10 protein-coding genes are annotated in these 11,100 nt (G+C 71.8%); all 10 read right to left on the bottom strand.

What is annotated here, in order from left to right; translation table 11 throughout:
• Positions 1-679 precede the first annotated feature (679 nt).
• A complete protein-coding gene (tyrS, locus tag HC031_RS24165) occupies positions 680-1,948 on the bottom strand; it encodes a tyrosine--tRNA ligase (RefSeq protein WP_167927691.1) in 1,269 nt (422 codons plus the stop codon).
• A gap of 45 nt (positions 1,949-1,993) precedes the next feature.
• Positions 1,994-2,614: a DNA-3-methyladenine glycosylase gene (locus HC031_RS24160; protein ID WP_167927690.1), complete on the bottom strand. Its 621-nt coding sequence runs from the start codon at positions 2,612-2,614 to the stop codon at positions 1,994-1,996.
• A gap of 4 nt (positions 2,615-2,618) precedes the next feature.
• Positions 2,619-4,049, bottom strand: a complete 1,431-nt coding sequence (gene argH, locus HC031_RS24155) for an argininosuccinate lyase (RefSeq protein WP_167927689.1) — start codon at positions 4,047-4,049, stop codon at positions 2,619-2,621.
• A 96-nt stretch (positions 4,050-4,145) separates the two neighbouring features.
• A complete protein-coding gene (locus HC031_RS24150; RefSeq protein WP_167927688.1) occupies positions 4,146-5,348 on the bottom strand; it encodes an argininosuccinate synthase in 1,203 nt (400 codons plus the stop codon).
• Positions 5,345-5,905, bottom strand: a complete 561-nt coding sequence (locus tag HC031_RS24145; RefSeq protein ID WP_167927687.1) for an arginine repressor — start codon at positions 5,903-5,905, stop codon at positions 5,345-5,347. Before HC031_RS24145 ends, HC031_RS24150 begins: the two co-directional genes overlap by 4 nt.
• A complete protein-coding gene (gene argF / locus HC031_RS24140) occupies positions 5,902-6,813 on the bottom strand; it encodes an ornithine carbamoyltransferase (protein ID WP_167927686.1) in 912 nt (303 codons plus the stop codon). The genes HC031_RS24145 and argF overlap by 4 nt, the downstream gene beginning before the upstream one ends.
• The gene (locus HC031_RS24135; RefSeq protein ID WP_205863157.1) at positions 6,810-7,973 is read right to left on the bottom strand and encodes an acetylornithine transaminase; all 1,164 of its coding nucleotides are present in this window, start codon (positions 7,971-7,973) and stop codon (positions 6,810-6,812) included. Before HC031_RS24135 ends, argF begins: the two co-directional genes overlap by 4 nt.
• Entirely contained in the window at positions 7,970-8,854 is an 885-nt protein-coding gene (gene argB / locus HC031_RS24130) for an acetylglutamate kinase (RefSeq protein ID WP_167927685.1), read from the bottom strand. The genes HC031_RS24135 and argB overlap by 4 nt, the downstream gene beginning before the upstream one ends.
• Entirely contained in the window at positions 8,851-10,020 is a 1,170-nt protein-coding gene (argJ, locus tag HC031_RS24125; protein WP_167927684.1) for a bifunctional glutamate N-acetyltransferase/amino-acid acetyltransferase ArgJ, read from the bottom strand. Before argJ ends, argB begins: the two co-directional genes overlap by 4 nt.
• Positions 10,017-11,024 (bottom strand): N-acetyl-gamma-glutamyl-phosphate reductase, encoded by a 1,008-nt coding sequence (argC, locus tag HC031_RS24120; RefSeq protein ID WP_167927683.1) that lies wholly within the window; start codon positions 11,022-11,024, stop codon positions 10,017-10,019. Before argC ends, argJ begins: the two co-directional genes overlap by 4 nt.
• Positions 11,025-11,100 lie beyond the last annotated feature (76 nt).

Raw genomic sequence — 11,100 nt, 5'->3', positions numbered from 1 at the left:
GCGGCCCGCATCCGGGGCAACTCCCTAACGTTATCCCGTCCGGTTCGTGGTGTCAAGTCCCGGCTTGCCGGGTTTGGCACCCACTGTCCGATCCGCGCACCAGCGCAGCAGACAACCAACGACACAACATCGAAGGATTTTGACAGGCCGGCCGCCACGGCGCTCCCGCACCGCACTCGCCCGGTTCCCTGCCGGTCGTTCAGGTTACCCGATTTGAGCTCCCACTCCAAACGAACCGCAGATCCGGTCGAAGTAGTTGCCACATCGGGCACCAGTCAGGCCAGCGCTCACGCACCACCCACCTGGCTTGGCCCGCCGCCGCCGGAGATGATCTCCGTCAGCCCCGCGGGCAAAGAGAAAATTACGCTCGACGGCTCATGATCGTCAAATCCGCGACCGTTGTCCTGCGTCACATTCCGACTGACCATCGCGAACGATGCACTACGGGAACGCTGAGGACGCTCACCGAGCGGAGCCCTACTGTCATCGCCGGCCAGCGACGACTCATTCCCACCCCAAGAGTCAGCACCCGGACCGGCCAAGCGGCCGGCGGCAGCGAGTCCAACAACCACGGCCGGAGACGCATTCCCGTCGCCGTCGACGCTGCGGCAACCACCCGTCGAGCTCCACGACGCCAGGTATGGCCGGCGCCCGAGAGGCGCCGGCCATACCCGTACGCCTAACGCACCAGCTCGACCCCCGCGATGGTCTTCTTGCCCCGGCGCAGGACGAGCCAACGACCGTGCAGGAGCGCGTCCTCGGAGACCGCCTCCTCCGCATCGGTCACCCGGACGTTGTTGATGTACGCGCCGCCGTCGGCGATGGTGCGCCTGGCCTCGTTCATACTCGAAACCAGGCCGGACTCCTTGAGCAGTGCGGCGACCGGTGGCAGAGAGCTCCGGATCTCGGCCAGCCCCGCCTCGGCAAGCGCCGCCCGCAGCGTCGCCGGCGGCAGCGCCTCGAGGTCGCCCCGCCCGAACAGGGCCTGGCTGGCGGCGATGACGGCGCGGGTCTCCTCCTCGCCGTGGACCAGGCGGGTGACCTCTTCGGCCAGCCGCCGCTGCGCGACGCGCGCGGCGGGCCGCTCGGCGGTCTCCTTCTCCAGGGCGAGGATCTCCTCGCGGTCGAGGAACGTGAAGATCCGCAACAGCGGTCCGACCGTCGCGTCGTCGACGTTGATGAAGTACTGGTACAGCGCGTACGGGCTGGTCATCTCCGGGTCGAGCCAGAGGTTGCCGCCACCGGTGGACTTGCCGATCTTCTCGCCCGACGCGTTCGTGATCAGCGGCGTGGCCAGCAGGTGCACCGACTCACCGGTGACCCGGCGGATCAGGTCGCTGCCTGCCGTCAGGTTGCCCCACTGGTCGCTGCCACCGGTCTGCAGGCGGCACCCGTACCGGCGGAACAGCTCCAGGAAGTCCATCCCCTGCAGGATCTGGTAGCTGAACTCGGTGTAGCTGATGCCGGCTTCGGAGTTGAGCCGGGCGCTGACCGCCTCCTTGGCGAGCATGGCGTTGACCCGGAAGTGCTTGCCGATGTCGCGCAGGAAGTCGAGCGCGGACAGCCCTTCGGTCCAGTCCAGGTTGTTGACCATGCGGGCGGCGTACTCGCCGTCGAAGTCCAGCAGCGGCTCGATCTGCCCGCGTACCCGCTCGACCCAGCCGGCGACCGTCTCGCGCGAGTTGAGCTGGCGTTCCGACTGCGGCCTGGGGTCGCCGATCAGGCCGGTGGCGCCGCCCACGAGAGCGAGCGGCTTGTTACCGGCGAGCTGCAGGCGCCGCACGGTCAGGATCTGGACCAGGTTCCCGACATGCAGGCTGGGCGCCGTCGGGTCGAAGCCGCAGTAGTAGGTGATCGGCCCACGCGCCATCTCCGCGCGCAGGGCGTCGAGGTCGGTGGAGAGCGCGATCAGGCCGCGCCACTGCAAGTCATCGAGTACGTCGGTCACGCCCGCGATTGTCCCTCATCGGGGGCGCGCGGTCGTAACGGGTTGTCAGGCGCGGATCCGCGACGACCGTTTCGGCACGTGCCGCCGGTACTCGCTGACGGTCGGGTCACCTTTGATCCAGAAGCGCCACGGGGTGTCGTGGCCGCCGGTCACCCCCACGCGCGGGCCACTGCAGATCAGCTCGGCGGGTACGGGCTTCTCCGGCGGCAGCAGGGTGACCGGGCCACCGCCGAGCAGGTACGTGCCGTACGCCGACCGGTCGATGCCGAGCGCCGAGCACAGCCGGGCCGGGCCGCGGGCGAGCTGCCGGTCGTCGGGTACCCGCAGCCGGCGCCGCGCCCGCGCCTCCTCGACGCCGTCGACCACCTCACCGGCCCGCAGCAGGACCGCCGCGGCCTCACCCTCCGGACCGCAGACCACGTTCATGCAGAAATGCATCCCGTACGTGAAGTAGACGTACGCGTACCCCGGCGGGCCGAACATCACCGCGTTGCGGGGCGTACGGCCGCGGTAGGCATGTGAGGCCGGGTCGCCGGCCGTGCCGGCGTACGCCTCGACCTCGCTGAGCCGTACAGTCACGCCGCCGGCGGTCAGGCGGCAGCCGAGCAGCCCCGGGGCCGCCACCTCGGCGGGGCCGGCGAGCAGATCCAGGAGTTGGTGACTCATCCGGCTACCGCGGTACGACCGACTCCCCGACCCATTCCCGCCAGCCGTCGAGGCGGTCCTGCACGGCGGCGAACTGCTCACTCACCGGACCGGGACCCGTCGAGCCCGGCGTCGTACGCGCCGCGAGCGCCCCGCGTACCGACAGCACCTCGCGCACGTCCGGGGTCAGGTGCGGGCTGCACGCGGCCAGGTCCTCGTCGGACACGTCCTCCAGCGGGCACTCGCGCGCGGCGCAGATCATCACCAGCTTGCCGGTGATCTCGTGGGCCTCGCGGAACGGCACGCCCCGCTGCACCAGCCAGTCGGCGACCTCGGTGGCCAGGGTGTACCCGCGCGGCGCGGCCTCGGCGAGTCGGTCCACCCGTACCGTCATGGTCGAGATCATGCCGGCGAGCGCGGGCAGGACCAGCTCCAGGGTGTCGACCGCGTCGAAGACCGGCTCCTTGTCCTCCTGCAGGTCCCGGTCGTACGCGAGCGCGAGTCCCTTGAGCATGGCCAGTACGCCGGCGACGTGGCCGATCAGCCGGCCGGACTTGCCCCGGGCCAGTTCGGCGATGTCGGGGTTCTTCTTCTGGGGCATGATCGACGAACCGGTCGCGAAGGCGTCGTCGAGCTCGACCCAGCCGAACGACGGCGTCGTCCAGAGCACGACCTCCTCGCCGATGCGGGACAGGTGCACGCCGGTGAGCGCCGCGACGAACAGGAACTCGGCGACGAAGTCGCGGTCGGCGACGCCGTCGATGGAGTTGGCGACCGCCGCGTCGAAGCCCAGCTCGTGGGCGACGACAACCGGGTCGAGCGGCAGCGACGAGCCGGCGAGTGCCCCGGAGCCCAGCGGCGAGACGGCGGCGCGGCGGTCCCAGTCGCGCAGCCGGTCGAGGTCGCGCAGCAGCGCCTGGACGTGCGCGAGGAGGTGGTGTCCGAAGGTGACCGGCTGCGCCGGCTGCATGTGGGTGAAGCCGGGGGCGGGCGTGTCGATGTGCCGGCCGGCCTGGTCGACGAGCGCGTCCGCCAGTTCGACGATCCGGGCGGCGACGCCACGGGCGTGGTCGCGCAGGTACAGGCGCAGGTCGGTGGCGACCTGGTCGTTGCGGGAACGCCCGGCCCGCAGCTTGCCGCCCAGCGTGCCGAGGCGTTCGAGGAGGCCGCGCTCGAGCGCGGTGTGCACGTCCTCGTCCTCGACGGTCGGCCGGAACTCGCCCGCCGCGCAGGCCGACTCGAGGTCGTCGAGCGCGGCGAGCATCTGGCCGAGCTCCTCGGCGTCGAGCAGACCGGCCCGAGCCAGGACCCGGGCGTGCGCCCGGGAGGCGGCGAGATCGTACGGGGCCAGGCGCCAGTCGAACTGGACGCTCACGCTGAGCCGGGCCAGGGCTTCGGCCGGACCACCGGCGAAGCGGCCGCCCCACAGCCGCGTGGGTCCGTCGGTCTGCGTCACGCGCTTACTCCTTCAGGACTTCAGGACTTCAGGTAAATCTTGGGGAGTTTGACACCGAATACGATGTCAAACTCCCCAAGATCGCGTATGGGCGGGTCAGTGCTCCAGGCGGGCGTCGCGGGCGGCGGCCAGCCGGCTGGGCAGGCCCCACAGGTCGACGAAGCCCTTGGCCAGCGACTGGTCGAACATGTCGCCCTCGTCGTACGTGGCCAGGCTGAAGTCGTACAGGCTGGCCTCGGAGCGCCGGCCGGTCACCGTCGCCCGGCCCCCGTGCAGCACCAGACGGATCTCGCCGGACACGTGCTTCTGGGTCTCCGCGATGAACGCGTCGAGCGCCTTCTTCAACGGCGAGAACCACAGGCCGTCGTAGACCAGCTCGCCCCACCGCTGGTCGACGGTGCGCTTGAAGCGGGCCACGTCCCGCTCGACCGTGACGTTCTCCAGCTCCTGGTGGGCGGTGATGAGGGCGATCGCGCCGGGGGCCTCGTACACCTCACGGCTCTTGATGCCCACGAGCCGGTCCTCGACCATGTCGAGGCGGCCGACCCCGTGCTCACCCGCGCGCCGGTTCAGCTCCGCGACGGCCTGGTACGGCGTGACGGTCTCGCCGTCGATGGCCACCGGTACGCCGCCGTCGAAGGTGATGACGACCTCGTCGGCGTCCTTCGGTACCGTCGGGTCCTGGGTGTAGCTGTAGAGGTCCTCGATCGGCGCGTTCCAGATGTCCTCGAGGAACCCGGTCTCGACGGCGCGGCCCCACAGGTTCTGGTCGATCGAGTACGGGGACTTGTGCGACACGTCGATCGGCAGGCCCTTCTCCTCGGCGTACGCGATCGCCTTGTCGCGGGTCCAGGCGAAGTCGCGGGCCGGAGCGATGACCTTGAGGTCGGGCGCGAGCGCGCCGATGCCGACCTCGAACCGGACCTGGTCGTTGCCCTTGCCGGTGCAGCCGTGGGACACGATCGTGCCGCCGTGCTTGCGGGCCGCCGCCACGAGGTGGCGCACGATCAGCGGCCGGGACAGCGCCGACACCAGCGGGTACCGGTCCATGTAGAGGGCGTTCGCGCGCAGCGCCGGCAGGCAGAAGTCGGCGGCGAACTCCTCCTTGGCGTCGACGACCTCCGCCTCGACGGCGCCGCAGTCGAGCGCCCGCTGGCGGATGACGGCCAGGTCCTCGCCGCCCTGGCCGACGTCGACCGCCACGGCGATGACCTCGGCGCCGGTCTTCTCGGCGAGGTACGGGATGGCGACGGAGGTGTCCAGCCCTCCGGAGTATGCAAGCACGACCCGGTCGGTCATGATGTGCTCCTTTCAAATCCTTCTACTAGCTGTGTGCCGCCCGGGGGAGCGGCTGCGATGTCGTTGTCAACGGGCCCGGCCGCGGCATCGGTACGGCCCCAGGCCGACAGCTTCTCGGCCAGCGCCGGGCCGCCCATCACGTCCCGGGCGACGACCAGGATCGTGTCGTCGCCGGCGATCGTGCCGATCACGTCCGGCAGGCCGGAGCGGTCCAGCGCGCTGGCCAGGAACTGCGCGGCGCCCGGCGGGGTACGCAGGACGACCAGGTTGCCGCTGGCGTCCGCGCCGGTGAGCAGCTCGCGCAGTAGCCGTACGAGGCGGGCCGGCGCCTGCTCGGCGTGGCGCAACGGTCGGCTGCCGTCCTCCGGGATCAGGTACGCCCCGCCCACCTTGACCGCGCCCAGCTCCTCCAGGTCCCGCGACAGGGTGGCCTGGGTGACCTGGATCCCCTCGGCGGCGAGCAGATCGGCGAGCTCGGTCTGGGAGCGCACCGGGCGCTGCCGGATGAGCGCGTCGATGCGGGCGTGCCGGGCGGCTTTGGTCTGCGGGGCGGTCATGACAGCAGCCAGGTGAGCAGGGCCTTCTGGGCGTGCAGCCGGTTCTCGGCCTCGTCCCAGGCGGCGCTGGCGTCGAGCACGTCGCTGGTGATCTCCTCGCCGCGGTGGGCGGGCAGGCAGTGCAGCACGACCACGTGCGGCTTGGCGCCGGCAAGCAGGTCGGCGTTGACCTGGTACGGCCGGAACGGCGTGATCCGGTCCAGGCCGTCGCTCTCCTGCCCCATCGACGTCCAGCAGTCGGTGGCGACCACGTCGGCGCCGGCCACGGCCCGCACCGGGTCGTGGCCGACCTCGATCGAGCCGCCCGTCGTCGCGGCGATCTGCGCGGCGCGCGCCACGACCGCCGGGTCGGGGTCGAAGCCGGCCGGGCCGGCGAGCCGTACGTGCATGCCCGCCGTCGCCCCGCCCAGCAGGTACGAGTTGGCCATGTTGTTGCCCGTGTCGCCGAGGAAGGCGAGGGTCCGGCCCTGGGTCGAGCCCAGCCGCTCCCGGACCGTGAGCAGGTCGGCCAGCAGCTGGCAGGGGTGGAACCCGTCGGTGAGCCCGTTGACCACCGGCACGGTCGCCCCGGCGGCGAGCTCGGCGAGCCGCTCGTCGGCGCCGGTCCGGATCACGACCGCGCGCACGAACCGCGACAGCACCCGGGCGGCGTCCGCCACCGTCTCGCCCCGGCCGAAGTGGGTGCTCTGGGCGTCGATGATGATCGGGTGGCCGCCCAGTTCGACGATCCCGGCCTCGAACGACACCCGGGTACGCAGGCTGGGCTTTTCGAAGATGACCGCGACCGAGCGCGGACCGGCGAGCGGCCGCTGGCCGTACCGGTCGGCCTTCAGCTGGGCCGCCAGATCGAGGACGGCGGCCTGCTCGGCCGCCGTCAGGTCGTCGTCACGCAGGATGTGCCGGATCATTGTGCTTTCTCCAGAGCGGCCGGCAGGGCGGCCACGAACGCGTCCGCCTGGTCGGCGGTCAGGATCAACGGCGGCGCCAGGCGCAGCACGTCGGGCTGTACGGCGTTGGCGAGGAACCCGGCGTCGCGCAGCGCGCCCGCCACCGCGGCCGAGACCGGTGCGCTGAACACGACGCCCAGCAGCAGCCCGGCGCCGCGGACCCCCGCGACGAGCGGGTGGCCGAGTGCCTCGATGCCGGCGCGCAGCCGCTCACCGACCCGCTTGACGTGGTCGAGCAGGTTTTCGGACTCGATGGTGTCGAGGACGGCCAGCGCCGCGGCGCAGCAGACCGGATTGCCGCCGAACGTGCTGCCGTGGCTGCCCGGGCCGAGCAGCGCCGCCGCCTCGCCGAACGCCATGCAGGCGCCGATCGGCAGGCCGCCGCCGAGCCCCTTGGCGAGCGTCACCACGTCCGGCGCGACGCCTTCAGCCTGGAAGGCGTACCAGTACCCGGTGCGCCCGATACCGGTCTGCACCTCGTCGAGGGCGAGCAGCGCGCCGTGCCGGGCGGTGATCTCGCGGGCCGCGGCCAGGTATCCGGCGGGCGGCACGACGACGCCGCCCTCCCCCTGGATCGGTTCGAGGATCACCATGGCGGTGGCGTCGGTGACCGCGGCGGCCAGCGCGTCGGCGTCGCCGTACGGCACATGCGTCACCTGTTCCGGCAGCGGCAGGAACGGCTCGCGCTTGGCCGGCTGGCCGGTGAGCGCCAGCGCGCCCATCGTCCGGCCGTGGAACCCGCCGGCCGCCGCGACGATGTGGGTGCGTCCGGTACGCCGGGACAGCTTGAACGCCGCCTCGTTGGCCTCGGCGCCGGAGTTGGCGAAGAAGACGGCGCCCGGTGCTCCCGCGAGCGCCACGAGCCGCTCGGCCAGCGCCGCCGGCGGCTTCGCCGCGTACAGGTTGGACACATGGCCGAGCGTCTGGATCTGCTCGGTGACCGCGCGTACCACGGCCGGGTGGGCGTGGCCGAGCGCGTTCACCGCGATCCCGCCGAGGAAGTCCACGTAGGACTTTCCGGCCTCGTCGACGACGACCGCGCCCTCACCGCGTACCAGGGCGAGCGACGGCGCGCCGTACGTGTTCATGACCGCGGACTTCCACTGCTCGACCACACTCATGATGGGACCACCATCGTTCCGAACCCTTCCGAGGTGAACACTTCGAGCAGGATCGAGTGCGGTACCCGCCCGTCCACGACGTGCGCGGCCGGCACCCCGCCCTTGACCGCCCGCAGGCAGGCCTCCATCTTCGGGACCATCCCCGCGTCGAGCGTGGGCAGCATGCCGGCCAGCTCGTCGGCGGTCATCTGGGTGATGAGGCTGCCGGTGTCGGGCCAGTCGGCGTACAGGCCCTCGACGTCGGTGAGGACGACGAGCTTGCGCGCGTTCAACGCCACCGCGAGCGCGCCGGCGGCGGTGTCGGCGTTGAGGTTGTGCAGGACGCCGTCGGCGTCGGGGGCGACCGTCGACACCACCGGGATCCGGCCGGCCTCGATCAGGTCGGTGATCGCGGAGGTGTTGACCTCGGCGACGTCGCCCACCTGCCCCACGTCGACCGGCTCCCCGTCGACCATGGCGGCCCGCCGTACGGCCGTGAACAGCGCCGCGTCCTCACCGGACATCCCGACCGCGAGCGGGCCGTAGCCGTTGATGAGGTTCACCAACTCCCGGCCGACCTGCCCGACGAGAACCATGCGGACCACGTCCATCGCCTCGGGCGTCGTCACGCGCAGGCCCCCGCGGAACTCACTTTCGATGTCGAGCCGACCCAGCATCGATGAGATCTGGGGCCCGCCGCCGTGCACGACGACCGGCTTGATCCCCACGTACCGCAGGAACACCATGTCCGCGGCGAACGCCCGCTTCAGCTCGTTGTCGATCATCGCGTTGCCGCCGTACTTGACGACGACGGTCGCGCCGTGGAACTCCCGCAGCCACGGCAGCGCCTCGATCAGCGTGGAGGCCTTGCCGAGCGCGATCCCGAGATCCCGTCCGTTCATGTCGAATACGCCGAGTTCTCGTGGACGTAGCCGGTGGTCAGGTCGCTGGTCCAGATCGTCGTCGCGGCGTCGCCGGCGTGCAGGTCGACCCGGACGGTGACCTTGCGGCTGGTCAGGTCGACCTTGCCCCGGTCGTCACCGGCGGCACCGTTGCGGCACACCCACACGCCGTTGATGGCCACGTCGATCGCGTCCGGGTCGAAGGTGGCGGCGGTGGTGCCGATCGCGGCGAGGATGCGGCCCCAGTTGGGGTCGTTGCCGAAGAACGCGCACTTGACCAGGTTGTTGCGGGCGATCGAGCGGCCGACCTCCAGCGCGTCGGCTTCGCTCGCCGCGCCGGTCACCTCGATGGCGATGTCCTTGGTCGCGCCCTCCGCGTCGGCGAGCAACTGCTGGGCGAGGTCGTGGCAGGCCTCGGTGACCACGGCGGTCAGCTCCAGAGGCGAGGGCTCGATGCCGGAGGCGCCGCTGGCCAGCAGCAGCACCGTGTCGTTGGTCGACATGCAGCCGTCGGAGTCGATCCGGTCGAAGGTGAGCCGGCACGCTTCGCGCAGCGCCGCGTCGAGGACCGCCGAGGAGGCCACCGCGTCGGTCGTGAGGACGCACAGCATGGTGGCGAGAGCCGGCGCGAGCATCCCCGCGCCCTTGGCCATGCCGCCGACGGTGTACCCCTCGCCGGTCTTGACGGTCGTCTTGGGCTGGGTGTCCGTCGTCATGATCGCTGCTGCGGCGGCGTCGCCGCCGTCGCGGGCGAGCCCACGCACGACCGCGTCCACCCCTGGCAGCAGCTTGTCCATGGGCAGCCGCTCACCGATGAGGCCGGTCGAGCAGACGGCGACGTCCGCCGCGCCGAACGGCTGCCGCGAGGCCGCCGTCAGCCGGGCCGCGACGTGCTCGGCGGTGCGATGGGTGTCCTGGAAACCCTGCGGGCCGGTGCAGGCGTTGGCGCCGCCGGAGTTGAGCACGACGGCGCGCACGATGCCCGCGCGCAGCACCTGCTGGCTCCACAACACCGGCGCGGCTTTGACCCGGTTGGCGGTGAACACGCCGGCCGCGGTGGCGTCCGGCCCGTCGTTGACGACGAGCGCCACGTCAGGCTTACCGGACGGTTTCAGGCCGGCGGTCACCCCGGCCGCCCGGAACCCCTTCGGACTGGTAACACTCACGGTGCCACTCCGTTCGCCGTGAGGCCTGCCTCCTCGGGCAGGCCGAGCATGAGGTTGGCGCACTGGACCGCCTGGCCCGCCGCGCCCTTGCCGAGGTTGTCGATCGCGGATGTGACGAGCAGGCGGCCGGAGTCGAGGTCGACCGTGCCCTGCAGGTGGCAGGCGTTCGACCCGTACGTGGCGGCCGTGTGCGGCCAGCGGCCCTCGGGCAGGACCCGGACGAACCGCTCCCCCGCGTACGCGTCGGCCAGGACCGCGCGCACGTCCACGCCGGCGGCGGTGGCGACCGCGGTGACGGTCGACAGGATCCCGCGCGGCATGGGCGCGAGGACCGGCGTGAGCGACAGCGTCCGGGCGCCGGACGCCTGCTTGATCTCGGGTACGTGCTGGTGCGCGCCGACCTTGTACGGGCTCAGGTCGCCCATGACCTCGCTGCCGAGCAGGTGCGCCTTGGGCGACTTGCCGGCTCCGGAGGTGCCGGACGCGGCGACGACGACCACGTCGTCGGGGCTGGCGACCCCGGCCGTGATCAGCGGCGCGAGCGCGAGGATGGTGGAGACCGCGTAACAGCCGGTCGCGGCGACCCGGGTGGCCCCGGCGATCTTCTCCCGCTGGCCCGGCAGCTCGGGCAGCCCGTACGTCCAGGTACCCGCGTGCGCGCCCGGGTAGTAGCGGGTCCAGTCCTCCGGATCGACCAGCCGGTGGTCGGCTCCCAGGTCGACGACCTTGGTGTGGGCCGGAAGTTGGGCGGCCACCGCTGCCGACTCCCCGTGCGGGAGAGCCAGAAACACCAGGTCGGCGTCGGCGAGAGCGGCGGGCTCGGTCGGTGCGAGGACGTGGTCGGCGAGGTCGACCAGGTGCGGGTGCACCGCACCGAGCGGCGACCCGGCCTGGCTCTGCGCCGTCGCGACGGCGAGCTCGAGGTGCGGGTGCCCGGCGATCAGGCGCAGCAGTTCGCCACCGGCGTACCCGCTCGCCCCGGCGACCGCGACTCGCATTCCCATACCGCCTCCTGCATGACTATGCAGGAGACTGTATAGAGGTCACGGAGGGTACGCAACCGAAACCGCGAAGAGGGTG

The sequence above is a fragment of the Planosporangium thailandense genome, from assembly GCF_011947195.1.
Lineage (GTDB): Bacteria > Actinomycetota > Actinomycetes > Mycobacteriales > Micromonosporaceae > Planosporangium > Planosporangium thailandense.
Note: the sequence above shows the minus strand (reverse complement) of the source record. Positions and strands in the feature narration are given on the sequence as shown.

What these genes read in the sequence shown, in the direction of transcription:
- argF (WP_167927686.1), bottom strand. Translation starts at nt 6,813, where the DNA reads ATGATCCGGCACATCCTGCGTGACGACGACCTGACGGCGGCCGAGCAG.
- HC031_RS24160 (WP_167927690.1), bottom strand. Translation starts at nt 2,614, where the DNA reads ATGAGTCACCAACTCCTGGATCTGCTCGCCGGCCCCGCCGAGGTGGCG.
- argB (WP_167927685.1), bottom strand. Translation starts at nt 8,854, where the DNA reads ATGAACGGACGGGATCTCGGGATCGCGCTCGGCAAGGCCTCCACGCTG.
- HC031_RS24145 (WP_167927687.1), bottom strand. Translation starts at nt 5,905, where the DNA reads ATGACCGCCCCGCAGACCAAAGCCGCCCGGCACGCCCGCATCGACGCG.
- HC031_RS24135 (WP_205863157.1), bottom strand. Translation starts at nt 7,973, where the DNA reads ATGAGTGTGGTCGAGCAGTGGAAGTCCGCGGTCATGAACACGTACGGC.
- argC (WP_167927683.1), bottom strand. Translation starts at nt 11,024, where the DNA reads ATGGGAATGCGAGTCGCGGTCGCCGGGGCGAGCGGGTACGCCGGTGGC.
- HC031_RS24150 (WP_167927688.1), bottom strand. Translation starts at nt 5,348, where the DNA reads ATGACCGACCGGGTCGTGCTTGCATACTCCGGAGGGCTGGACACCTCC.